Here is a 24,375-nt window from a genome sequence, read left to right as displayed (position 1 = left end):
CCATCTGTCTCTGTCAACAGATTTTTAAAACTTTTTTCAAGTTTTTTTAACCGCAATACACCATAGTCCGTACGGGATTCGAACCCGTGTTACCGCCGTGAAAAGGCGGTGTCTTAACCCCTTGACCAACGGACCTTGAGCTTTTCAACTCTTTCTATTATACCTACTTTTCCGCCTTTGTCAAGGACTTTTTTCATCTTTACCGAAATTCTGAAAAGATAGGGGAAAGAGCCAGTTAAACTGACTCCCTTTATTTATCTTGCCAATTAGTTGCACGTTCCTCTCCCCACCAGTAAGGGAGCAATTCGGCAACCTTAATTGTTTTTCTTGTTTCGTAGTTCATCATGAACTCTGCTTCTTTATTTTCAGCATTCAATTCTAAGAGAAATTCTCTGCAAGCGCCACAGGGCATACCTGATCCTTCGCCGTAAGGAGGTTTATCTCGAAAGGCGAGGATTTTCTTAACTTTAGTTTGTCCTGAAAATTGATACATATTGAAGAGAGCCGCTCGTTCTGCACAGAGATGAAAAACACCACAAGTGCCCTCCATACAAAATCCTGTGAAGATCTGACCATCTTCTGCTTCTACCGCAGCAACAACATGGTTAGCATAAACAAAGTCAGAAACTTCATGGGGATTGAATAAGGTTCGTGCTTCTTCATACATTTTTTTCCATGTATCCATCGGAAGTCCTTTTTATTTAGAGATCTCTTTCAGCATGTTTTCAATATGCTGGATTGACTTTTCACGTCCGAGTAAGAAAATGGTGTCTGGTAATTCTGGTCCATGCATTTCACCTGAAACGGCAATACGAATCGGCATGAAGAGGTTTTTCCCTTTGATACCTGTTTCTTTTTGAACTGCTTTGATTTGTGGGAAGATTTTTTCTGTCACAAATTCTTCATCTGTCATTGCTTCTAGTTTCGCTTTGAAAGCTTCTAGAACAACTGGAACAGTTTCTCCTGTCATGACCTCGCGCTCTGCCTCTGTCAACTCTGGGAAGTCTGAGAAGAAAAGGTCTGTCAATGGAACGATTTCATCCACTGACTTCATTTGTGGTTTGTAGAGTTCCACCATTTTTTCGGCCTTTTCAGTCAAGCGTCCTGCTTCTTCTAGGAATGGTTTTGCAATTTCAAAGATGGTAGCTAGATCTGCTCTCTTGATGTAGTCGTTGCTCATCCAGTCTAGTTTCTTCTGATCAAAGGCAGCAGGAGACTTGCTGAGACGATTTTCATCAAAGAGTTTAATCAATTCCTCACGAGAGAAAATTTCATCTTCGCCACCTGGATTCCAACCAAGAAGGGCGATAAAGTTAAAGACAGCTTCTGGAAGGTAGCCTTTCTTACGGTAATCTTCGATAAACTGAAGGGTGTTAGTGTCCCGTTTAGACAATTTTTTACCCGTTTCAGAGTTGATGATCAAAGTCATGTGACCGAACTCTGGAGCTTCCCAACCAAGCGCTTCATAGACCATGAGTTGTTTTGGAGTATTAGCAATATGGTCATCACCGCGGATAACGTGAGAGATTTGCATATCGTGATCATCGATAACAACGGCAAAGTTGTAAGTTGGGTAGCCATCTTTCTTTTGGATCACCCAGTCACCACCGATATTGCCACCTTCAAACTCGATATCACCTTTGACTATATCGTGCCATTTGTAGATACCAGACTCATTGACAGCCAAACGGACAGTTGGGATGATACCAGCTGCTTCACGTTCTGCAATGTAAGCCGCTTTTTCCTCTTCACTCATACCAAGATATTCATTGATGTAGCGTGGTGTTTCGCCAGCTGCTTCTTGGCGTTCGCGCTCAGCTGCCAACTCTTCTTCTGTAACGTAAGATTTGTAAGCTTTTCCTTCAGCTAACAGTTGATCGATATATTTTTGATACAAGTCCAAACGCTCAGACTGGCGGTAATTTTCATGTGTTTCTGGGCTTTCATCCCAATCCATGCCCAACCAGCGAAGGTTTTCAAGCTGAGAACGTTCACCATCCTCAACATGGCGTTTTCGGTCTGTATCTTCGATACGAATGATAAAAGTTCCACCATGATGGCGTGCGTAAAGGTAGTTAAACAATGCTGTACGGGCATTTCCGATGTGTAGTAGTCCTGTTGGACTTGGTGCGTAGCGTACGCGGATATCTTTTGACATAGTTTCTCCTATAAAGTCTCTAGGCGTCTGCCTTTTTGCTTTCTATATTATATCACAAGTCTCGCCTGAGTCCAATGTCTACGAATAAAGAGAGTAAAAAGAGTGGACAAGCCACTCTTTTCTTCTATCTATAGACGTGCGTTAAGCTCTTTGCTCAATTCTTCAAATCCTGGTTTTCCAAGAAGGGCAAACATGTTACGTTTGTAGGCTTCAACACCTGGTTGGTCAAATGGGTTGATGGCATTCAAGTAACCTGAAAGGGCGATAGCCAATTCGAAGAAGTAGATAGTGTAACCAAGAGTGAAGGCATCTTGCTCAGGAAGGGTTACGTACATGTTTGGCACATCACCGTCAGTGTGGGCAAGAAGAACACCGTCAGTTGCTTTTTTGTTTACAAAGTCAACGTCTTTTCCTTGAAGGTAACCAAGTCCGTCAAGGTCTTCTTCCAAAGTAGGAATGATTACGTTCTTACGTGGTTTGTCAACACGGACAACTGTTTCAAACATGATACGAGTTCCTTCTTGGATAAATTGACCCAATGAGTGCAAGTCAGTTGAGAAGTTTGCTGAAGTTGGGTAAATACCTTTTTGGTCTTTCCCTTCTGACTCACCAGCCAATTGTTTCCACCATTCTGAGAAGTATTGAAGTGATGGCTCGTAGTTTACCAAGATTTCAGTAGCGTAGCCTTTACGGTAAAGGATGTTACGAACTGCTGCGTATTGGTATGCTTCGTTTTCAGCAATCTTGTCTGAAGTGTAGTCTTTACGAGCTGCGTTCGCACCTTCCATAAGGGCTTTGATATCTGCACCTGATGCAGCGATTGGAAGCAATCCAACTGCTGTCAATACTGAGAAGCGTCCACCGATGTCATCTGGAACTACAAATGTTTCCCAACCATTAGCATCTGCTTCAACCTTAACAGCACCTTTTTGGCGGTCAGTTGTTGCGTAGATACGTTTGTTAGCTTCTTCTTGTCCGTATTTCTTAACCAAAAGTTCTTTGAAGACACGGAAAGCGATCGCTGGTTCTGTTGTTGTACCTGATTTAGAAATCACGTTTACTGAGAAGTCTTTGTCAGCTACGTACTCTACCAAGTCAGCAAGGTAAGTAGATGAGATTGAGTTTCCAGCGTAAAGGATTTGTGGAGCTTTGCGCTCTTCTTTTGTTTGCAAGTTAGCAAAGTGGTGGTTCAAGAAGTCGATGGCTGCTTTGGCACCAAGGTAAGATCCACCGATACCGATTACAACCAAGACATCGCTATCTGACTTGATTTGCTCAGCAGCTTTCAAGATGCGGTCAAATTCTTCGCGGTCGTATTTTTCAGGAAGGTCCAACCAACCCAAGAAGTCACTACCAGCACCAGTTCCTTTACGGATCAATTCGTCTGCAGCTGTTACTTGTGCTTGCATGTATTCCACTTCATGTGGGGCAACAAATTTGTCTAAAACTTTTGAATAATCAAATTTAATATGTGACATGATAATCCTCCAAAATTTCTTCTTTTCTATCATAACGCTTACCTTCGATTTTTTCAAGCTTTTTTATTGAATTTGCCCAATTTTTATCAGAATTCAAACGTTTGCGTAAATTTGCTAAAATATAAAAAATCTGAAAGGGCGAATAAAAACGGCTAGAGACTCTAACCGTTACAATTCATTTAATAAATACTCAAATAGTTCTAAATTGCCATCTTCTTCATTAACCAGAAACTCTGGGTGCCACTGCAATCCGATGATACGATGCTCGTCGACAGACTCAATCGCTTCGATGGTCTGGTCTCTTGGATCAATAGCAGTCACACGGAAATTAGGCGCCAGGTCTTTGATGCTTTGACGATGGACTGAATTGACTTGACTTTCTTTGCCAAACAACTTAGCCACCACGCTTCCTTCTACTGTCTCAATAGAATGAGAGGTTCCAAAAGGCAAGCCTTGCCAGTGACCTTCAATTTCTTGGTGGAGAGTGCCACCAAAAGCAACATTGACAAGCTGAACACCACGGCAGATTGCCATAATTGGTTTATTCTGACGGAGCGCTTCTTTCAAGAGAGCTAGTTCAAACTCATCGCGTACAAGGTTGTAATCATCGCTCTCAATGGTCTTTTTCTCTCCATAAAACTGGGGATGGACATTTTGTCCACCTGTCAAGATGAGTTTGTCAATCATTTCTACATAATCGCGCACAATGGACTCATCCCCTACAGGAATCACTAAAGGGAGACCTCCGACTTGACGAATGCTCTCTGCAAATTTACAGGATACAGATGAGTGAATGTTTTTCCCTTCTGCATCTACAGGACATAGATTTGCAGCAACTCCTACAACCGTTCTAGCCATGATGTGTCTCCTTTCGATTTTCTTGCGACAGTCTTATCTTATCACTCCAACCCTTTCCTGTCTAATATGTTTTTTTAAAGACCGTGATAAGTATTTTTTATGGACAAGAAAAAGCTGCCCAACGAGGACAACTTCTTTTTTATTCGAAGACAAATTGATTGTGATACAGTTCCGAGTAGAAACCGCCGAGTTTGAGCAACTCGTGATGATTTCCACGTTCAATAACCTCTCCATCTTTGAGGACAATAATCTGATCGGCATTGAGGATGGTCTTGAGACGATGGGCAATAACAAAACTGGTTCGACCTGCTACAACTGCCTCCATGGCATGTTGAATCTTGCTTTCTGTTACGGTATCCACATTGGAAGTCGCTTCATCTAAGATTAGGACTTGAGGATCTGTCATCAAGGTTCGAGCGATGGAAATCAATTGTTTCTGACCAGTTGAGAAGATGTTTTGCTCATCATCAATAAGAGTATCATACTTGTCAGGCAAGCTTTCAATGTAGTCATGAATATGAGTTGCCTTGGCAGCTGCTTCGACCATTTCCTGACTGGCATCTGGCACACCAAAGCGGATATTGTCTCGGATTGTTCCGCTAAACAAGACCGAATCCTGCAAGACAATACCGACCTTGCTCCGCAAGCTATCCAAGTCGTAGTCACGGATGTCTTTGCCATCAAAGCAAATGCTGCCTGCATCCACATCGTAGAAACGATTGATGAGGTTCATGATGGTCGTCTTCCCTGAACCAGTCGGACCGACAACTGCTACCATCTGCCCCTTAGGAGCTGAAATGCTAACATCTTTTAAAATCGGCTTGTCTGGCACATAAGAGAAATCAATGTGACTGATTTCAACGCCTTCTCGCAATTCCGTAAAGGCAGGCGCATTTTGCGGACGAATCTCTTCTTCTGCATCGAACATTTCTTGGATACGATCTGCCCCAGTAAAGGCCAACTGGAGGCTCCCCCAACTCGCAGCCACCTGGATAATCGGCTGGTAGTACTGCTGAGAAAATTGGGTAAACATGACAATCAAGCCTAGGGCTGTCGTTGTTTCGATACTTGGATCGTTCAGCAAGACCGCAGAACCTGCAAAAATAACGATGGCCGTATTGACCAAGCTCATCCCATTCATAACTGGAAAGAGGATACCTGAGAACATTCTCCCTTTAAAGGTTGCCTTGCGCACGCGCTCATTTTGCTCCACAAAGCCTGCTACGATGTCATCTTGAATTCCTTGTACGATAACAGCTTTCTGTCCAGAAATACTCTCGTCCATATAGGCGTTGAGTCTCCCAACCTCTTTTTGTTGGAGATTGGTGTACTTGCGGGCCATTTTCACGATGAAGACCAACATGAGAAAGGCCACTGGAGTGCTGGCTACTGTTATCAGAGCTAGCGTCACATTTCTTGAAAACATGACAAAAATCAAACCGATGTAAAGAGCAATATTGCTCATAACCTGAACTAGGCTTTCATTGAAGGCTTGAAGGATGTTATCCAAGTCACTCGTGAAGCGAGAGAGGATGTCACCATCCTGATGGCGGTCAAAGAAAGAAACCGTCAAACGAGAAAGTTTGCCAAAGAGGCCCTTACGCATCTCATTTGTTGACTCAGCAATCACACGGGTCATAAAGGTCATGTAAATCAAACTGGATACTACTAGGGAGAGGACAACCAGGGCTAGATTCAGCATCAGAGCCGATAAACTCTGCCAGGCTAGTTCGGAAGTCCCATTTTGATAAGCCAGAACTAGGTTAGCAAGCTCCGTGACTGCTTGGCCTGAAAAAACAGGAAAAAGGGCTTGAGCTATTGTCGCCACCGCAACCATCAGAATCACAATGACAAAGGAGAACTTGTAAACTTTAAAATAATTCCAGAAAAATCGAACGGTTTTCATTTTATTCCTCCTTTCCCTTTTGTGTTTCGTAGATTTCACGGTAGACGGCATTGCTAGCTACTAGGTCCGCATGCCTTCCTTCTCCAATCAATCGCCCTTGGTCCAAGACCAAAATCTTGTCTGCATGGACGACTGAACTGATCTTTTGAGCGATGATAATGGTTGTTGTCCCTTTCAGATCATTGTTCAAAGCTTCCTGTACGAGTCTTTCTGACTTAGCATCCAAGGCTGAAGTCGAATCGTCAAAGATCAGGATACGGGGATTGCTGACAATCCCACGGGCAATGGACATCCGTTGCTTTTGTCCACCAGAAAAGTTGGTGCCACGTTCTTCGACCTGACTCTCAAATTTGTTTTCCATGCGTCCGATAAATTCGCTGGCTTGGGCGATTCGTGCTGCACGTTCCAATTCGGACACGCTAGCATTGCCTTTTCCTTGACGAAGATTATCTGCAATGGTCCCGCTAAAGAGAATAGCACGTTGCAAGACGATGGAAACTGTTTTACGCAAGGTTCCCTCGCTGACATCTCGAATATCCTTGCCACCAATCTTGATAGATCCCTCTTGTGGATCAAACAGTCGTGGAATTAACTGAGCCAAGGTGGACTTCCCTGCTCCAGTCGCTCCAACCACACCCACCATCTGACCAGGCGCAACATCAAAGGTTACATTCTTCAGCATAGGTTCGTCATCATTAGGATAGGTAAAGGTTACATTTTCAAAAGAGAGACTTCCTTCTAACTCTTCGTCTGGGAGATCTTTAAAGGTCATCGCTGGCTCGGTATCTAGAATCTCGCGGATACGACGCAAGGAAATCATGGCACGGCTGACAGAATTTCCTAAAAATCCAACCATGATGATGGTAAAGATAATCTGGCTGAGATAGTTGATAAAGGAAGCAATAGAGCCCACAACAGATGGATCTGACTGAGCCATGCCTGCCACCAGCCAGATAGAGAGAAAGACAGCCCCATATCCGACTAGCATCATAACGGGTTCTATAACTGAGAAGGCATAACCGATATAAAGATTTTGGCCAAGAAGTTCATCTGAAACCTCGGTAAATTTGTTAAATTGTGCTTTTTCTTGTACAAAGGATTTGACTACGCGGACACCACGTAGATTTTCTTTGGCAATAGCATTGATCCGCTCAAGAAGAGTTTGAAACTTAGCAAATCGTGGTCCCATCATCCCCATCATGATGGCAGTTAGTGCAAAAATTAGGAGCACCATGAGGACAATCACCCACCAAAGTGACGGGAGAGTGTGAACCGCCAAGATAAAGGAACCGATAAAGAGAAGAGGGAGACGGAAAAGGATTTGAAAAGCCATCATCACCACGTTCTGAATTTGGTTGATATCATTGGTCATACGAACGACAAGATTACCCGCATTAAACTGCTCGATATTGGCATAAGAAAAAGTCTGAATCTTTCGAAAAGCGTCTTCACGAAGGTCCGAAGACACTCCTTGAGCAATATAGGCTGCAAGCGTCACATTGACCCCACCTGCAACCAGACCGACTAGGGCTACCCCTATCAACCAAGCGCCAATACTATAGATAGCCTCATGTTGACCGGCCAACAAAGCCTCTAACACCTCTTGCAAATAGCGCGGTTGCAAGAGTGAACTCGCAACCATCAAACCTGTCATCATTAGGGATGCCAAGGCCTGCCATTTATAGGTTTTTATTTTTTTAATGAGCATATTTCCTCCTAATAAAATAGATAAAGGGAGCGACATCTTGCGTCAGCTCCTTCTCATTCCTTCATATTGATGCTATTCTAGCAAAAAAGAGGCATCTTGTCAAAGAAGTCTCCTTATTATAAATTAGTGCGCTTTCATCTACAGATGATGCATGAAAAGGCTTTTTATGGTAAAATGAAAGGAGGAACTCTTACAAGGAGGAAAAGATGAAGAAACAAACCATCGCTGTCTTGGGTCCTGGTTCTTGGGGAACTGCCCTTTCGCAGGTCCTAAACGACAATGGACACGAAGTTCGAATTTGGGGAAATGTCCCTGAACAAATCGATGAAATTAATAACCAGCATACAAACAAACGCTATTTCAAAGATATCCTACTCGACGAAAAGATAAAAGCCTATCATGACTTAGAAGAAACACTAAAGGATGTGGATGCTGTTCTATTTGTTGTCCCAACAAAAGTAACGAGACTGGTTGCCCAACAAGTAGCAAAGGTACTCAATCACAAGGTTGTCATCATGCATGCCTCCAAAGGATTGGAACCAGATAGCCACAAACGTCTATCAACTATTCTTGAAGAGGAAATCCCAGCTGACCTTCGTAGTGAAGTCGTTGTTGTTTCAGGACCTAGTCACGCTGAGGAAACCATTGTACGCGATATCACCTTGATTACGGCAGCCTCCAAAGATCTTGAAACTGCCCAGTACGTCCAAAATCTCTTTAGCAACCACTACTTCCGCCTCTATACCAATACGGATGTTATCGGAGTTGAAACAGCTGGTGCTCTTAAAAACATCATTGCAGTTGGTGCTGGGGCATTACATGGCCTAGGATTTGGCGATAATGCCAAGGCAGCCATCATCGCTCGAGGATTAGCTGAAATCACCCGTCTAGGGGTGGCTCTTGGGGCTAGTCCCCTAACTTATAGCGGTCTTTCTGGAGTTGGTGACTTGATCGTAACGGGGACATCTGTCCACTCTCGTAACTGGAGAGCCGGTGATGCTCTCGGCCGTGGAGAATCCCTAGCAGACATCGAAGCAAACATGGGTATGGTCATTGAAGGAATTTCAACAACTCGAGCAGCTTACGAACTGGCTCAGGAATTGGGTGTCTACATGCCGATCACACAGGCTATTTACCGAGTTATCTACGAAGGTGTCAATATCAAAGAAGCAATCACTGACATCATGAGCAATGAATTTAAAGCAGAAAACGAATGGTCTTAGACCCTTATAGAAAGGAACATTATGAAACAAAAAGTCAGAAAAGCAGTCATCCCAGCCGCTGGATTGGGAACTCGCTTCCTCCCAGCAACTAAGGCCTTGGCCAAGGAAATGTTGCCAATCGTAGACAAACCTACTATCCAGTTTATCGTTGAAGAAGCTCTCAAATCTGGTATCGAAGATATCTTGGTTGTTACAGGTAAGTCAAAACGTTCCATCGAGGACCACTTCGATTCAAACTTTGAATTGGAATACAACCTCAAAGAAAAAGGGAAAACAGATCTTTTGAAGCTAGTTGATGAAACAACTGGCATGCGCCTGCATTTTATCCGCCAAACGCATCCACGTGGTCTCGGCGATGCTGTTTTGCAAGCCAAGGCTTTCGTTGGAAATGAACCTTTTGTCGTTATGCTTGGTGATGACTTGATGGATATCACAGACGAAAAGGCTGTTCCACTTACCAAACAACTCATGGATGACTACGAGCGTACCCACGCGTCTACTATCGCTGTCATGCCAGTCCCTCATGACGAAGTATCTGCTTACGGGGTTATTGCTCCGCAAGGCGAAGGAAAAGATGGTCTTTACAGTGTTGAAACCTTTGTTGAAAAACCAGCACCAGAGGATGCTCCTAGCGACCTTGCTATTATTGGACGCTACCTCCTCACACCTGAAATCTTCCAAATCCTTGAAAACCAAGCTCCAGGTGCAGGAAATGAAATTCAGCTGACAGATGCAATCGATACCCTCAATAAAACACAACGTGTATTTGCTCGTGAGTTCAAAGGGGCTCGTTACGATGTCGGAGACAAGTTTGGCTTTATGAAAACCTCCATCGACTACGCTCTCAAACATCCACAAGTCAAAGACGACTTGAAAGACTACCTCATCCAACTCGGAAAAGAGCTGGCTGGGGGGGAATAATCCATCTTGCATATGTAAAAAAAGCATCTCTAGAATTTGTTCTCTAGAGATGCTTTTACTTTACAAAAATTGCATGCGGTTTAAAATTGCTGAAGTGTCTCTGTCAATCTTCCATCTCAATCTTGGTACTTTGCCACTGACTACAGAATTTCAAACACAAATCTGCTTGACGTTTTGATGATTCGAACCGTTTCTCTAGCATCTAACTGATCTGTAAACAGCAAGTGATTTTTTTTGATATTATTAGCTAAGAACTCATTTCTTGACTGGATTGATAAATCGCCTGTTCTCTCAATTTCTTTCCTTAAGGAATCTCGTTTTTTCAAGGTTTCTTCTTCAGCCAGCAGGATACAGTATTTTAAACTGATTTGTTTTTCTTTTAAGAAAGTTGCAATTTTCTTTAGTTGCTCTTCAAAAATGACATATTCTATCACAACGGTAATGCCTCGGTCAATGAAATTATTGATTAGACTGATGATATTATCCCAAAATAAATCCATATAATAACCATCATCTTCCCAAGGAGCCACGAGTCCTCCTTTAATCATTAAATAAATCATGTCGCCTTCAATTACTGCACTCTTCTTAAAAGAATAAGCCAACTCCTTACTGACTGTGCTTTTCCCAACACCAGGAGGACCTGAAATGATGTAAACGCAATTTTCCATTTGACTACCTCGTCCATTCTTTTATCATTGACTATTATAGCATTTTTTAGTCTATTAAAGATAAGACAAATTCATCAAATCGTAAGATACAAAAAACTCGCTATCCTTCCAATTTTGCAACCAAAAAGCCATCTTTGAAGATGACTTATTAGCAACCGAACCGGTGCTCATTTAACTATTCCCGCTACACATAGCTCATTCCCTTATAGCAAAGGAAAACGGCTAGTGCGATAAAAAGTACAGTTGCTCCAATTCGCTGGCTGGTACTATACATCTTTCTCTCCCATTTGACTGGGAAGATGACTGCTAGAAAAGCACCGCCTACTGCACCTCCGATATGGCCTGCTAGGCTGATTCCTGGAATCAGAATACTTCCAATGATATTTATAACGAAAAGCGTCAGATAGGATTGCCCCAACTGCTGGATATAGGGGCTGCGAGTCGCATAGCGCAAAACGATAATCGCAGCAAATAGTCCGTAAAGAGAAGTGGAGGCCCCTGCTGCTAGGACTTTCGGTGTGAAAGCAAACACAAAGAGGTTGCCCATCATTCCTGATAAGAGATAGAGAAAAAAGAACTGCTTGGGGCCGAAAATCTCCTCCACCTGTTGTCCAAGAAAGTAGAGCGAAATCATATTGACAATGAAATGCTCCCATCCGATATGCACAAATATAGCCGAAAAAAGGCGCCAAATCTGCTCGGGGAACAGGCGAATGATCGGTCCATACATGGCTCCAAACTGAAGCAAGGTATCTGCTCGTTCAAAATTTAAACCTGTAAGAACCAACATCAAGAGAAATACCAATGCGGTTACTAGGAGGAAGAAACTAGTCACAGGATAACGTTTATCAAAGATTTCCTTCATAGATTAGCACCTCCTGGACGGGAATATCATGGTTTTCCGAGTTAAACTCCTGAACTTGACAAGGATAGATTGTACTCAGGCTCTGCCCAGCAAAATGTTCCAGATAGCGGTCATAATATCCTCCACCATATCCGATCCGATAGCCCTCTGTTGTAAAAGCCAAACCCGGAACATGGATTAAATCAATCTGAGACGGATCCACAACTTCCAAGTCTCCTTGCGGTTCCAGTAAACCAAAGGAAGTTTTTGCCAACTGCTTCGGATCATATACCACAAATTCCATGCGCCCCTTGGGATAGGTTTTGGGTATCAGGACCTTCTTGCCGTCCTTCAGCGCCTGCTCAATCAGTTCTTGCGTTTGAAATTCATGAGGGAAGGAGAGATAGGTTGCGATGATCTTGGCTTTTTGGTAAAAAGGGTGTTGTAAGAAACGCTCAGTTAAAACTCGATCCATAGCCTGTTTTTGCTCCTGAGATAAAGCCTTCATTTCTTGCAAAATTTTCTTGCGTAGTTCTGCTTTCATAGACAACTCCTCTACTCTGCTGCCTTCTTTGTTAAGAAACTAGAGACTGCATCTACCCCAATGGCTAAGGCTTCTTCCTTAGGACTCATCTGAGGATGATGAAGGGCGTAGGGACTATCGATACCCAGCCAAAACATAACGCCATCTACCTTCGAAAGGAGATAACCAAAGTCCTCACCCGTCATAGCAGGCTCGATATCAATCAACTCGATTCCGTCTTTCTCTTCAAAAAAGTCCATCAGTTCACGCGCCAAGGCTGGATTGTTCTCAACAGGTAGGTAGCCCCCTTGTTTGAGTTCTACATCGACTTCCATATCAAAGGCTGCTGCAACCCCTTCTGCGACTGTCTTGACTCTTTTTTGTACCAAGAGGCTCATGTCCTGAGTCAAGGCGCGAATGGTTCCATGTAAAAAGGCTGTGTCTGTAATGACATTGTTGGTTGTTCCAGCTTGGAAAAGGCCAAAGGTCACCACCGCTCCCTCGATGGGATTGACATTGCGGCTGACAACTGACTGCACCTGGGTTACAAAGTAACTAGCCGCCACCAAGGCGTCATTGGCTTCATGCGGGAAGGCTGCGTGCCCCCCTTTTCCTTTGAAACGAATCTTCACTTCACAAGTCCCTGCAAAGAGAGTGTGGGTATTGGTCGCAATCTGTCCAACCTTTAGATCCGGACGAACATGGAGACCATAAAACTGGTCTGGCAACCAATCTCCAAAAGCACCATCCTCATACATGAGCATACCACCAGCTTCATTTTCTTCAGCAGGTTGAAACAGAAAAAGCAGATTATTCTCGGGTTGCTCCTCAAGTGCGCGTTCGAGACAGCCCAAGGCAATGGTCATATGAAAATCATGGCCACAGGCATGCATGCGACCTTGGTGTTGAGAGGCAAAAGGCAGTCCTGTTTGTTCGACGATAGGCAGACCATCAATGTCTGTTCGCCAACCAATGGTTCGTTCCGGCTGATTTCCCTGCAGGTAGACCAAAATACCTGTTCGCCAAGTACGAACCTGAACAAAATCCTTGCCCGTAGTCAATTTTTCAATCACATCCAGCAAATAAGCCTGAGTCTTGAACTCTTCCAAGCCAATCTCTGGAATCTGGTGCAAATCTCGTCTAGTCTGAATCAAATCTAACATCTATCTGTCCTCCTATATAGCAGAAAGAGGCTGGAAAAAGGGTTCCGCCTCTTTTTTACTTTTACAATTACAAGGTACGAAGCGCATCCTCTAGCGCTGTTTTTTGTTGGGTTTGGGCATCAATTTCTTTGATGATACGAGCCGGAACACCTGCTACTACCACATTTTCTGGAACATCTTGGGTAACGATAGCTCCTGCAGCGACAACTGAACCACTACCGATTTGGACTCCTTCAATAACCACTGCATTGGCACCGATAAGAACATTGTCTCCGACACGGACTGGTTCAGCACTAGCTGGCTCAATCACACCTGCCAAAACTGCACCTGCACCAACGTGACTGTTTTTCCCAACGATAGCACGGCCACCAAGGATGGCACCCATGTCAATCATGGTTCCAGCACCGATTTCAGCACCGATATTGATAACAGCTCCCATCATGATAACAGCATTGTCACCAATTTCAACCTGGTCACGGATAATCGCACCGGGCTCGATACGAGCGTTAATAGCACGTTTGTCTAGCAAAGGAACTGCAGAATTACGAGCATCTTGCTCAACAACATAGTCTTGATTTTCTACTAAACCTTCAAGAAGCGGAGCAACGTCCTTCCAGTCTCCGAATAAAACATTTCCTAGTTTGACAACAGAGCTAGGCACAGCAGTTGCAAGTTGTCCTTCAAAGGTTACTTTGACACTGGTTTTCTTTTCAGCATTGGCGATAAATTGGATAATTTCTTGAGCGTTCATTTTTGTAGCAGTCATAGGCGCCTCCTAGTTCGTTATAATGATACCTATTCTACCAAAAAAGGCCTCAAATTTGAAGCCTCAACTATCAAATAATCATCTTTACTTGGCTTGTTTTGCTTCTTCTACAGATAAGAAAATCATCGGAACGATAATCAACACCATAGCTAATGCCAAAAAACCATCCATGACCAATCCCAGAAAAAGAACACTTAATAAAGCTGAAGAGAGCGGTTCGCTAGCACTCACTACTGATACAACCAGCGGGGAAACGAGTGACACAGCCTTCATAGATAGGAAGAAAGCAAAAGCAGTACCAAACACGGCAATCGTCAGACAAATCAGCACACTCACCAGGTCCACTTGAAAACTTATCCGATAAATAGGGTAAAGGAAATTACTAAAGATCCCTGCCAGAATCATCCCCCAACCAACAGTCGGAACGAAACCGTAGCGCCGTGCAAAACGCTGAGGAAGGATAACATTAAACATGACCCCTACTGCACTGAGCAAACCTGTCACTAGAGCCAAAGGTGTCATGGATAACTGGGACAAATCCCCTTTTGTAGCCATCAAAAAAACACCTAGCATGGCAATCAAAACATAGAACACAGCTGTAATCGAAGCCTTCTTCTGGTAAATGATTCGATTGTAAAACAGGATAAAAACTGGGCTGATAAATTGCAAAATGGTCGCCGTCGTCGCATTGGAATACTCAACGCAGAGATAGAAGAAAAACTGCACAGAAAAAATACCTAGAATAGCATAGGCTAAAAAAGGTAGATAATTTTTCTTATCACGCCAGATGTCCAACAAGCGGCTACGCAACTGAAAAGCAGATAGACCTAAAACCAAACTCCCCGCCACTAATAAACGCATAGAAGTAATCCAGCCAGAAGATACTGGATAATGAGTGAAAAAATACTCTCCTAAAATCCCACAAATCCCCCAGATTAGGCCTGAGAGTAGCGAGTATACTGTTCCCTTAACAATCTTTTTCTGATAATGATTCATATTATTATTGTAACACGAAACCAACAAAGAAAAAAGTAGCAACAAGGAGAAATTACTAATCTTGCTACTACTCTTTCTTAACGATTAAATAAACGTGAACGTCCTGAAGAACCACTTTGAGTATTTCCACTCGAACTTGAACTTCCAGAACTACTGCTACTGTTTGAACTTGAGCTTGGAGGAGTCACTGCTGGAATGCTTCCTAGAATATTCTTCCATGCGTTCAGATAATCTGCATCGCTTCCTCCAATAGCAAAGCGATAGGTGGTCACTGGGGCACCTTCTTTAGTAGCCCAGTAGCTCGTTACTGTTGATCCAGAAACTTCTATTTCTTTCCCATTGATGGAAACCTTGCCTGGTTTTTGCCCTGTAGATCGGAGAACTTGTGACTTGGTCACACTTGGATCCAGATTAAAGCGCTCATTCCCCCATATTCCAGGTTCAGCTTGTTGGATAGCATTGACCAAGTGGGCCATATAGTTGGCATTACGGTAGTGGCCTGCTCCTTTGGCTAGTGGTCGGTTGTCATCGTGACCTAACCAGCCACCCAAAGTCAAGCGAGGTGTAGAAAGCATGAGCCACATATTTTCATCTTCATTGGTCGTACCAGTTTTTCCGATCCAGTCAGCACTAGCTAGGGATGGATTGATAGTCGTCAAGTCCGTCTGGAAACTTGAGGTAATCCGAGATGAGATAACATCCCGAAGGAGACTTTGCATGATGGTTGCTGTCGCTTTCGAATAAACCTGGACAGGCTCATCCTTGTGCTCGTATACCAATCGGCCATCCGTTGACTCGATCTTCGCGATCATATGTTTCTTATGGTAAACTCCATTGTTGGCCAGAGTTTGATATCCGTTGGTATGCTGGGCAACTGTAACGTCAATCCCCCCACCCATCGGTAAACTTTCAATCCCATATTCTGGGATTTCGTAACCCATTTTTTCCATATAGCCTTTGACATCCACACCCTTCTCTCGAAGCGTACGATACGTCCAGTAGGCTGGGATATTCCATGAATAGTTAAGGGCTTCTCCCAATGTCATCATGCCCGTACCAGGACTATTGACATACATGATGGGATTCCCATTTGAGAAGTTGGTAGGATAGTTTGATAAAATACTTGCACTTCCCATCAAACCTTGGTCAATAGCGATACCATAGGCCAATATAGGCTTCGTGGTTGAAGCTGGAGAACGCTTGGTATCGATAGCGTGATTGTTCTGATTTTCTTGATAATTACGACCACCAACAAATCCAAGGATAGCTCCCGTTTGGTTGTCCATGAGGACATTCCCCACCTCAGGCTGACCTGTCGAATCATCTAGCAGGTAGCCGTAGGTCGCAACCGCATTTTGCATCGCAGCATGAACATTTTTATTGATAGTTGTCGTAATCTTATATCCACCATTTTCAATTTCCTTAGTGGCTAAATCACGATAGGATTTCTGAATGGACTCATTCTTTAATTCTTGCGCAGAAACATTATCTCGTTGGACGAGGTAATCATACATGCGATCAGTAGCTTCTGCCAAGGTTGCATAGTAGAGATAGTCACGTGAAGTACCACTAACACTACCTGATGGTAGGAAGTCTTTCTTAAAGTCATAATCTTTGTACTTATCGTAGTCTTCCTGACTTAGAGCCCCTGTCCGGTACATGTTGTAGAGGACATCCTTGGCACGCTTGATTCCCAGAGCCATATCCTCATCACTCTTCATACTACCATCAGATTCATAAGGAGAATAACTGATTGGACTCTGTGGCAATCCTGCGATAAAGGCAGCTTGAGGGACCGTTAAATCCGAAGCATTGACCCCAAAGATTCCTTCTGCAGCCTGCTGAGCACCTGCAATATTTTGGCCTTTATGATTGCGACCAAAAGGAGCTATGTTAAGGTAGGTTGTCAAAATCTCATCCTTACCCATAGCCCGTTCTAAAGCTAGAGCATCAATAATCTCCTTAGCCTTACGAGCTAGAGTTGGAGCATCCCCCACCACTTGCTGCTTGATGACCTGCTGGGTCAAGGTCGAACCACCACTAGACGAGCCTAGACCGACAAAGGTTCCCAAAGTCGCACGAATAACGGCCTTAGGCACAACTCCCTTGTGCTCATTGAAATGCTCGTCCTCTGTCGCAACAATAGCTTTCTTAAGGTTATCTGAGATAGCATCTGAAGCGACTGAAGTGCGCAATAAATCGCCCTCGATCGAGGCAATGGTACTGCCGTCAGAATAAGTGATTTCTGAGATAGAGGCAATATCCTTCACTTGCTTGACCAACTCTTCTGCTTGAGGGACCTGGGCCTTGTCAAATAGAGCGACTCCATAACCCATAGCTACACCAGCGCCAAACAGTCCACCGATAAAGCCTAGGATAAAGAGAGTGTTAAAAACTATTTTAAACCCACTCAAAACTTTAGCAAAAATAGACCCAGCCTTTCTAACTTTGTCAGAAGAGGTCCCCTTTTTACCGGTTTTCTTATTAGCTAATTTTTCTGCTAGTCTTTTCTTCCATTTTGCAATCCGTTGCATTAGCTGCTGGAAAAAATGCAGCATTTTTGTTTTTAATTCATTAATTCTTTCTTTCATGAATGTCCTCGCTTTCTCTATTATACCATAAAAGGGAAACTTTCAATAAAATAGCCACTTTCTTCCCTATTCCACTAGGCTATTAATCAAGTTTGTGATACAATAGGTAGAAACAATATTTTAAAAAGGAGAAAAGACACATGCACATTTTTGATGAGCTAAAAGAGCGTGGTTTGATTTTTCAAACGACTGATGAAAAAGCTTTGCGTAAAGCCCTAGAAGAAGGTCAAGTTTCTTATTATACTGGCTACGATCCAACTGCTGACAGCCTTCACCTCGGTCACCTTGTCGCAATCTTGACAAGTCGTCGTTTGCAGTTAGCAGGTCACAAACCTTATGCGCTCGTTGGCGGTGCTACAGGTCTCATCGGAGATCCGTCCTTCAAAGATGCTGAGCGTAGTCTCCAAACAAAAGACACAGTAGATGGCTGGGTCAAGTCTATCCAAGGACAACTTTCTCGCTTTCTTGACTTTGAAAATGGTGAAAATAAAGCTGTCATGGTCAACAACTACGACTGGTTTGGCAGCATCAGCTTCATTGACTTCCTCCGTGATATCGGAAAATACTTCACTGTCAACTACATGATGAGTAAGGAGTCTGTGAAAAAACGGATTGAAACAGGGATTTCTTACACTGAATTTGCCTACCAAATCATGCAAGGGTACGACTTCTTTGTCCTCAACCAAGAGCACAATGTAACCCTTCAAATCGGTGGTTCTGACCAATGGGGAAATATGACTGCTGGTACCGAATTGCTTCGTCGTAAGGCTGACAAGACTGGTCACGTTATCACTGTTCCACTCATCACAGACGCAACTGGTAAGAAATTTGGTAAATCAGAAGGAAACGCAGTCTGGCTCAATCCTGAAAAGACTTCCCCATACGAAATGTACCAATTCTGGATGAACGTCATGGACGCTGACGCTGTTCGCTTCTTGAAAATCTTTACTTTCTTGACACTTGATGAGATCGAAGACATCCGCAAACAGTTTGAAGCGGCGCCACACGAACGCTTGGCTCAGAAAGTCTTGGCTCGTGAAGTCGTAACACTTGTTCACGGCGAAGAAGCCTACAAGGAAGCTCTTAACATCACAGAGCAACTCTTTGCCGGAAACATCAAAAACCTTTCTGTTAAAGAACTCAAACAAGGACTCCGTGGCGTGCCAAACTACCAAGTACAGGCAGATGAAAATCACAATATCGTGGAACTCCTCGTGTCATCTGGTGTGGTGAATTCAAAACGTCAAGCCCGTGAAGATGTCCAAAATGGAGCCATCTACGTCAACGGCGACCGTATCCAAGACCTTGACTATGTCTTGAGTGACGCAGATAAGTTAGAAAACGAACTCACTGTTATCCGCCGTGGGAAGAAAAAATACTTCGTTCTTACATACTAAAAAAGCAGACTGGAGGCATTTGCCATCCAGTCCTTTTTTTGCTAGACTAAAACTATGAATACAAACCTCAAACCAAAACTCCAACGCTTTGTTGCCGCGACTGCCTTTGCCTGCCCCATCTGCCAAGAAAAACTGACCTTGGTCGAAACTAGTCTCAAGTGTAGCAATCGCCATTCTTTTGACTTGGCAAAATTCGGCTATGTCAATCTGGCTCCTCAAATCAAGCAATCTGCCAACTACGACAAGGAAAACTTTCAAAACCGCCAAGAAATCCTAGAAGCTGGGTTTTATCAGGATATTTTAGAAGGCATCTCGGGCATACTAGCCACTAAACCATCCGCAAAAAAAGTCTTGGATATCGGCTGTGGTGAAGGCTTCTACTCTCGCAAGCTCCAAGAAAGTCATCCTGACAAAACCTTCTACGCCTTTGATATTTCCAAAGATTCCGTTCAAATCGCTACCAAGTGCGAACCCAACTGGGCGGTCAACTGGTTTGTTGGTGACCTGGCTCGTCTCCCTATAAAAGACGCCAGCATGGATATCCTGCTTGATATCTTTTCGCCTGCCAACTATGGGGAATTTCGTCGCGTTTTATCCAAAGATGGTATTTTAATCAAGGTCATCCCAACTGAAAATCACCTCAAAGAAATCCGTCAAATGGCGCAGGACCAGCTGACAAAGAAGGATTATTCTAATCAAGATATCAAGGAACATTTCCAGGAACACTTCAGCATCCAATCTAGCCAAATAGCTTCCCTAACCAAACCGATCACAGCAGAGCAACGCCAAGCCCTGCTTGCCATGACGCCTCTCCTCTTTCACGTTGATCAAACCAATATTGACTGGAGCCAACTGACTGAGATTACCATCGAAGCAAAGATTCTGCTTGGGAAAGCTTTGTAAACCAATTTTTCAGATAAGACAAAACCCGCACCTTCAAGGTACGGGTTTAAATTATGTAATTCTTAGTTCAAGTGCCAGATATCTTCGTTGTACTGAGCGATTGTACGGTCAGATGAGAAGAATCCTGCTTTGGCAATGTTGACGATAACTTTATCCAACCATGCGTCACGGTCTTCGTAGTCAGCAAGCATTTGCTCTTTCACCTTGATGTAGTCTTCCAAGTCAAGGAGAGTCATGAACCAGTCTTTGTTGATTAATTCGTTGTAAAGACGTTCCAAGCGTTCTTTCTTACCTACTGCAAGAACAGCATCGCTGACGATGAAGTCAACCAATGGTTTGATAGCTTCACGAGCATAGAATTCGCTTGACTTGTAAGCTGCTTTTGCGTAAAGGTCGATAACAGTTTCTGAATCTTCACCGAAGATGTAGATGTTTTCGTCGCCAACCAATTCAGCGATTTCCACGTTAGCTCCGTCCATAGTACCAAGAGTCAAAGCACCGTTCAACATGAATTTCATGTTACCAGTACCTGAAGCTTCTTTAGAAGCAAGTGAGATTTGTTCTGAGATGTCACATGCTGGGATAAGGAAGCTTGCTGCAGTAACGTTGTAGTTTTCAACCATAACCACTTGCAAGTGTGGAGCTACTGCTGGGTCGTTAGCAATCACTTCTGACAAGCAAAGGATCAAGTGGATGATGTCTTGGGCAATTGTGTAGGCAGGAGCTGCTTTACCACCAAAGAAGACAGTAATCGGACGAGCAGGGATGTTACCAGCCTTAATATCAAGGTATTTGTGGATCACATACAAAGCGTTCATTTGTTGGCGTTTGTACTCGTGAAGACGTTTGATTTGGATGTCAAAGATAGAGTTTGTATTGATTTCCACACCTTGGTGTTCTTTCAAGTGACGAGCCAATTTACGTTTGTTGTGAGCCTTGATGCTTTCCAATTTTTCTTTAACAGCAGCCTTGTCTTCGTATGACAAGAGTTTTTCAAGCTCATCTGCTTCATGGTGCCAACCATGTCCAAGAATCTCATCCAAGTAGTGAGACAAGCTTGGGTTAGCATGCATGAGCCAACGACGGAAAGTGATTCCGTTTGTTTTGTTGTTGAATTTTTCTGGGTAAATGTCGTAGAAGGCTTTCAACTCTGAGTTCTTCAAGATCTCAGTGTGAAGAGCCGCAACCCCGTTTACGCTATATCCATAGTGGATATCCATGTGAGCCATATGAACACGTCCGCTCTCATCGATGATTTGAACAGCTGGATCTTTGTATTCTGCCTTCACACGACGGTCCAATTCTTCGATGATTGGTACCAAGTGAGGAACCACTTCTTCCAAGAATTCAAGAGGCCATTTTTCAAGGGCTTCAGCAAGGATTGTGTGGTTAGTGTAGGCAGTCATGCTACGTACGATTGAGATTGCTTCATCAAGCTCGATACCACGCGCAGTCAAGAGACGGATCAATTCAGGAATCACCATTGATGGGTGAGTATCGTTGATTTGTACAACAGCGTAGTCTGCAAGGTCATGCAAGTTGCTTCCTTTTTCGATTGCTTCGTCGATGATCAATTGCGCACCGTTTGAAACCATGAAGTATTGTTGGAAGATACGGAGCAATTCACCTTGCTTGTCGCTATCGTCTGGGTAAAGGAAGAGAGTCAAGTTGCGAGCGATATCTGTCTTATCAAAGTTGATACCGTCTTCGATGATAGAAGAATCAACTGAATCCAAGTCAAACAAACGCAAGCGGTTTTTAGTAGCTGTCTTGTAACCAGGTACATCGATATCGTAAAGAGTAGATGTCAAGGTGAAGTGTGCAAATGGCACTTGGTAGCTACGGCTTGAGCGAACCAACCAGTTTTGCTCTGTCAACCAAGCGTTAGGAATTGTTTCTTGTTGGTTGTTTTTAAGAACTTGTTGGAAAAGACCGAAGTGGTAGTTCAAACCAACACCGTCTCCATTCAAACCAAGTGTAGCGATTGAGTCGATAAAGCAGGCTGCCAAACGTCCCAAACCACCGTTACCAAGTGATGGTTCCAATTCTACTTCTTCGATTTCGATCAACTCTTTACCTGCAGCAGCAAGTTCTTTTTTCACATCGTCGTAAAGACCAAGGTTGATCAAGTTGTTTGACAAGAGTTTACCAATCAAAAACTCAGCTGAGATGTAGTAAACTTTCTTCTTACCAGTGTTGACTGGTTTTTGGCTACTTGCAAGTTTGCTGTAGTTGAGAAGAGCAAGGTAAAGCTCTTCATTGCTACATTCTGCGATAGATTTATTGTAACGCTTTTGTACAAATTCGTTTAATGGTAACATTTTTGTGTCTCCTGATATTGTCTTATTTCTTTAATTCTACCAAATTTTCATTAATTCGGCGATAAATTGTAGTCAAGTCAAGCAAAGTTTCTTCAACAGCTGGTGTCAATTGGTCTTCAGTCATACGCCATGACCAGTTTCCGCCAAGAGTAGATGGGAAGTTCATACGAGCTGACTCATCTAGTTCTAGCAAATCTTGCATAGTTGCAATAGCCATGAAGCTAACGGATGAAAAGACTGTGCGAAGCATTGCATGTGGCACTGTTTCGTACTCTTTACGGTTCGTGTAACGAGCCATGTATTCACGAGTTGGATCATCGATTTCATTACGGTACCAACCAAGGACCGTATTGTTATCGTGTGTGCCTGTGTACATAACAGAGTTGGCAGGTGCTAAGTGTGGGCTATCAATACTTTCGTCTTCTGGGTTAAAGGCGAATTGAAGAATCTTCATCCCTGGGAAGCCAGTACGCTCACGCAACTCGATGACTTCATCTGTCATGAAACCGAGGTCTTCTGCGATGATGTTTAGCTCACCAAGCTCTTCCTTAACGGCTGCGAAGAGTTTGTAGCCTGGACCTTTCACCCATTTACCAGGGGCTGCTGTATCGGAACCAGCAGGAATTTCCCAGTAAGATTCGAAACCGCGGAAGTGGTCGATACGAACGATATCGTAGATTTTGAAGCTTTCGCGCAAGCGTTCAATCCACCATTTATACCCGTCTTTGTCCATCGCTTCCCAGTCATAGATTGGGTTCCCCCAAAGCTGACCAGTGGCAGAAAACTCATCTGGTGGGCAACCTGCGATGCAAGTTGCTTTACCATTGGCATCTGTCTTGAAAAGATGTGGATTTGCCCACATGTCGCTTGAATCTTCCGCAACGTAGATAGGCATATCTCCAACAATCTCGATGTGGTTATCGTTAGCGTAGGCTTTCAATTTCAACCATTGTTGGAAGAAGAAGTATTGAGTCACATGATGGTAAACCAACTTGTCTGCCAATTTCTCACGGTAGCTTTCAAGTGCTGAAGCTTTGCGAGCACGAGCATCTGCATCTGGCCATTCTGTCCAAGCAAGATTGTCAAAATGCTCTTTAATCGCCATATATTCTGCGAAGAGTTCAAGCCACGATTGGTTGTCTTGAGCAAACTTCTCAAAAGCTTTGACGTCTCCCACTTCCAAGAAACGTTTAACTGCCTTCTCCAAAAGAGGGCGACGTGCATAATAAATCTTCGCATAGTCGACTTCCGATGCATCACTACCAAAGTCAACACCTTTAAGATCGCTAGCTTCCAACAAGCCTTGCTCTACCAAGATATCAAGGTCGATAAAATGCGTATTTCCAGCAAAGGCTGAGAATGATTGGTATGGAGAATCTCCATAGCTGGTTGTCCCAAGAGGGAGGATTTGCCAGTAACGTTGCTTGGTACGAACCAAGAAGTCAACGAAATCATAGGCAGTCTGCCCAAATGATCCAATCCCGTATGCTCCTGGTAGAGAAGAGATGTGCATCAACACACCACTTTGACGTTTTTTCATAATAGCACCTCATGTGTTTGTTATAAAACGTTGCGCAACAAGGCGCAAACGTTTGCGTTAAGTTAAGTATAGCGTATTTTAAACACAAATGCAAGCGTTTTTAAAAAAATTTTTTGAATTATTTTAATCAAACAAATCTTGTTCCCACTGATATTTTATGAAATGAGCAAAAAAAATTTAAAAGATTATCTGATTTAAGATAATTCATTCCAAACATCTGCTCTATTTTCTGAAAAATCGAGCCAAATTTACGCAATCGTTTTCCTAATATATTTTCAATTTTTAAAAAAACAAACATTTTAAGTTCTTTCCTATATATGGGCTTTAACAAATATTTGAAACCTTAAAATTTTTTTAAAAAACTTTTTAAAAAAGCTTGCAACCGTTTTCTATTTGTGCTATACTAAGCTC

General features: G+C 43.2%; 19 protein-coding genes and 1 tRNA gene. 4 read left to right on the top strand and 16 right to left on the bottom strand.

Annotated elements, in window-relative coordinates; translation table 11 throughout:
• Window positions 1-63: 63 nt before the first annotated feature.
• The 7 genes from SORDD25_RS06435 to SORDD25_RS06405 form a co-directional block, all read right to left on the bottom strand.
• Window positions 64-135: transfer RNA gene (locus SORDD25_RS06435), tRNA-Glu, on the bottom strand.
• 115 nt (window positions 136-250) lie between these two features.
• Window positions 251-685 carry a cytidine deaminase family protein gene (locus SORDD25_RS06430; protein ID WP_061853063.1) on the bottom strand — a complete coding sequence of 145 codons (435 nt, stop codon included), beginning with the start codon at window positions 683-685 and terminating at the stop codon, window positions 251-253.
• A gap of 12 nt (window positions 686-697) precedes the next feature.
• Window positions 698-2,158, bottom strand: coding sequence for a glutamate--tRNA ligase (gene gltX, locus SORDD25_RS06425; RefSeq protein WP_061853062.1), 1,461 nt, complete (start codon window positions 2,156-2,158; stop codon window positions 698-700).
• A 128-nt stretch (window positions 2,159-2,286) separates the two neighbouring features.
• Entirely contained in the window at window positions 2,287-3,636 is a 1,350-nt protein-coding gene (locus SORDD25_RS06420; protein WP_061853061.1) for a glucose-6-phosphate isomerase, read from the bottom strand.
• A gap of 168 nt (window positions 3,637-3,804) precedes the next feature.
• Entirely contained in the window at window positions 3,805-4,494 is a 690-nt protein-coding gene (locus SORDD25_RS06415; protein WP_033629221.1) for a gamma-glutamyl-gamma-aminobutyrate hydrolase family protein, read from the bottom strand.
• Between the two features lie 139 nt (window positions 4,495-4,633).
• Complete coding sequence (locus tag SORDD25_RS06410; RefSeq protein WP_061853060.1) at window positions 4,634-6,400, bottom strand: ABC transporter ATP-binding protein; 1,767 nt, start codon at window positions 6,398-6,400, stop codon at window positions 4,634-4,636.
• Between the two features lies 1 nt (window position 6,401).
• Complete coding sequence (locus SORDD25_RS06405; RefSeq protein WP_061853059.1) at window positions 6,402-8,108, bottom strand: ABC transporter ATP-binding protein; 1,707 nt, start codon at window positions 8,106-8,108, stop codon at window positions 6,402-6,404.
• Between the two features lie 206 nt (window positions 8,109-8,314).
• Between SORDD25_RS06405 and SORDD25_RS06400 the strand changes: the two genes are divergently transcribed.
• Window positions 8,315-9,331 carry an NAD(P)H-dependent glycerol-3-phosphate dehydrogenase gene (locus SORDD25_RS06400; protein ID WP_061853058.1) on the top strand — a complete coding sequence of 339 codons (1,017 nt, stop codon included), beginning with the start codon at window positions 8,315-8,317 and terminating at the stop codon, window positions 9,329-9,331.
• Window positions 9,332-9,352: 21 nt separating this feature from the next.
• Window positions 9,353-10,252, top strand: coding sequence for a UTP--glucose-1-phosphate uridylyltransferase GalU (galU, locus tag SORDD25_RS06395; protein ID WP_049490103.1), 900 nt, complete (start codon window positions 9,353-9,355; stop codon window positions 10,250-10,252).
• A 140-nt stretch (window positions 10,253-10,392) separates the two neighbouring features.
• On the opposite strand, the gene SORDD25_RS06390 is transcribed toward galU, so the two are convergent.
• The 7 genes from SORDD25_RS06390 to pbp1b form a co-directional block, all read right to left on the bottom strand.
• Complete coding sequence (locus tag SORDD25_RS06390) at window positions 10,393-10,920, bottom strand: AAA family ATPase (protein ID WP_061853057.1); 528 nt, start codon at window positions 10,918-10,920, stop codon at window positions 10,393-10,395.
• A 184-nt stretch (window positions 10,921-11,104) separates the two neighbouring features.
• Window positions 11,105-11,785, bottom strand: coding sequence for a rhomboid family intramembrane serine protease (locus SORDD25_RS06385; RefSeq protein ID WP_061853056.1), 681 nt, complete (start codon window positions 11,783-11,785; stop codon window positions 11,105-11,107).
• The gene (locus SORDD25_RS06380; protein WP_061853055.1) at window positions 11,769-12,308 is read right to left on the bottom strand and encodes a 5-formyltetrahydrofolate cyclo-ligase; all 540 of its coding nucleotides are present in this window, start codon (window positions 12,306-12,308) and stop codon (window positions 11,769-11,771) included. The genes SORDD25_RS06385 and SORDD25_RS06380 overlap by 17 nt, the downstream gene beginning before the upstream one ends.
• Before the next feature lie 11 nt (window positions 12,309-12,319).
• Window positions 12,320-13,450: an N-acetyldiaminopimelate deacetylase gene (locus SORDD25_RS06375; protein ID WP_061853054.1), complete on the bottom strand. Its 1,131-nt coding sequence runs from the start codon at window positions 13,448-13,450 to the stop codon at window positions 12,320-12,322.
• Window positions 13,451-13,517: 67 nt separating this feature from the next.
• Window positions 13,518-14,216, bottom strand: coding sequence for a 2,3,4,5-tetrahydropyridine-2,6-dicarboxylate N-acetyltransferase (gene dapD, locus SORDD25_RS06370; protein ID WP_000127466.1), 699 nt, complete (start codon window positions 14,214-14,216; stop codon window positions 13,518-13,520).
• 84 nt (window positions 14,217-14,300) lie between these two features.
• Complete coding sequence (locus tag SORDD25_RS06365) at window positions 14,301-15,212, bottom strand: DMT family transporter (RefSeq protein ID WP_061853053.1); 912 nt, start codon at window positions 15,210-15,212, stop codon at window positions 14,301-14,303.
• A 77-nt stretch (window positions 15,213-15,289) separates the two neighbouring features.
• Complete coding sequence (gene pbp1b / locus SORDD25_RS06360; protein WP_061853052.1) at window positions 15,290-17,803, bottom strand: penicillin-binding protein PBP1B; 2,514 nt, start codon at window positions 17,801-17,803, stop codon at window positions 15,290-15,292.
• Between the two features lie 140 nt (window positions 17,804-17,943).
• Between pbp1b and tyrS the strand changes: the two genes are divergently transcribed.
• Entirely contained in the window at window positions 17,944-19,200 is a 1,257-nt protein-coding gene (gene tyrS, locus SORDD25_RS06355) for a tyrosine--tRNA ligase (protein WP_061853051.1), read from the top strand.
• A gap of 54 nt (window positions 19,201-19,254) precedes the next feature.
• A complete protein-coding gene (locus SORDD25_RS06350) occupies window positions 19,255-20,103 on the top strand; it encodes a putative RNA methyltransferase (protein WP_061853050.1) in 849 nt (282 codons plus the stop codon).
• Between the two features lie 62 nt (window positions 20,104-20,165).
• Here SORDD25_RS06350 and glgP read toward each other — a convergent pair whose 3' ends face one another.
• Window positions 20,166-22,424, bottom strand: coding sequence for a glycogen/starch/alpha-glucan family phosphorylase (glgP, locus tag SORDD25_RS06345; protein ID WP_061853049.1), 2,259 nt, complete (start codon window positions 22,422-22,424; stop codon window positions 20,166-20,168).
• Window positions 22,425-22,446: 22 nt separating this feature from the next.
• Window positions 22,447-23,964 (bottom strand): 4-alpha-glucanotransferase, encoded by a 1,518-nt coding sequence (gene malQ / locus SORDD25_RS06340; protein WP_061853048.1) that lies wholly within the window; start codon window positions 23,962-23,964, stop codon window positions 22,447-22,449.
• Window positions 23,965-24,375: the final 411 nt, after the last annotated feature.

Origin of the sequence: Streptococcus oralis (assembly GCF_001579525.1) — a bacterium.
Taxonomy (GTDB): Bacteria; Bacillota; Bacilli; order Lactobacillales; family Streptococcaceae; genus Streptococcus; species Streptococcus oralis_M.
The sequence above is the reverse complement of the archived record's forward strand: the minus strand, read 5'-3'. Positions and strand labels throughout refer to the sequence as shown.

Excerpts from the sequence above, each read along its gene's own strand:
- tyrS (WP_061853051.1), top strand. The coding sequence starts at position 17,944 with ATGCACATTTTTGATGAGCTAAAAGAGCGTGGTTTGATTTTTCAAACG.
- SORDD25_RS06385 (WP_061853056.1), bottom strand. The coding sequence starts at position 11,785 with ATGAAGGAAATCTTTGATAAACGTTATCCTGTGACTAGTTTCTTCCTC.
- SORDD25_RS06415 (WP_033629221.1), bottom strand. The coding sequence starts at position 4,494 with ATGGCTAGAACGGTTGTAGGAGTTGCTGCAAATCTATGTCCTGTAGAT.
- SORDD25_RS06410 (WP_061853060.1), bottom strand. The coding sequence starts at position 6,400 with ATGAAAACCGTTCGATTTTTCTGGAATTATTTTAAAGTTTACAAGTTC.
- pbp1b (WP_061853052.1), bottom strand. The coding sequence starts at position 17,803 with ATGAAAGAAAGAATTAATGAATTAAAAACAAAAATGCTGCATTTTTTC.
- SORDD25_RS06375 (WP_061853054.1), bottom strand. The coding sequence starts at position 13,450 with ATGTTAGATTTGATTCAGACTAGACGAGATTTGCACCAGATTCCAGAG.
- gltX (WP_061853062.1), bottom strand. The coding sequence starts at position 2,158 with ATGTCAAAAGATATCCGCGTACGCTACGCACCAAGTCCAACAGGACTA.
- SORDD25_RS06420 (WP_061853061.1), bottom strand. The coding sequence starts at position 3,636 with ATGTCACATATTAAATTTGATTATTCAAAAGTTTTAGACAAATTTGTT.
- glgP (WP_061853049.1), bottom strand. The coding sequence starts at position 22,424 with ATGTTACCATTAAACGAATTTGTACAAAAGCGTTACAATAAATCTATC.
- SORDD25_RS06430 (WP_061853063.1), bottom strand. The coding sequence starts at position 685 with ATGGATACATGGAAAAAAATGTATGAAGAAGCACGAACCTTATTCAAT.
- galU (WP_049490103.1), top strand. The coding sequence starts at position 9,353 with ATGAAACAAAAAGTCAGAAAAGCAGTCATCCCAGCCGCTGGATTGGGA.
- SORDD25_RS06350 (WP_061853050.1), top strand. The coding sequence starts at position 19,255 with ATGAATACAAACCTCAAACCAAAACTCCAACGCTTTGTTGCCGCGACT.
- dapD (WP_000127466.1), bottom strand. The coding sequence starts at position 14,216 with ATGACTGCTACAAAAATGAACGCTCAAGAAATTATCCAATTTATCGCC.
- SORDD25_RS06365 (WP_061853053.1), bottom strand. The coding sequence starts at position 15,212 with ATGAATCATTATCAGAAAAAGATTGTTAAGGGAACAGTATACTCGCTA.
- malQ (WP_061853048.1), bottom strand. The coding sequence starts at position 23,964 with ATGAAAAAACGTCAAAGTGGTGTGTTGATGCACATCTCTTCTCTACCA.
- SORDD25_RS06390 (WP_061853057.1), bottom strand. The coding sequence starts at position 10,920 with ATGGAAAATTGCGTTTACATCATTTCAGGTCCTCCTGGTGTTGGGAAA.
- SORDD25_RS06400 (WP_061853058.1), top strand. The coding sequence starts at position 8,315 with ATGAAGAAACAAACCATCGCTGTCTTGGGTCCTGGTTCTTGGGGAACT.
- SORDD25_RS06380 (WP_061853055.1), bottom strand. The coding sequence starts at position 12,308 with ATGAAAGCAGAACTACGCAAGAAAATTTTGCAAGAAATGAAGGCTTTA.
- SORDD25_RS06405 (WP_061853059.1), bottom strand. The coding sequence starts at position 8,108 with ATGCTCATTAAAAAAATAAAAACCTATAAATGGCAGGCCTTGGCATCC.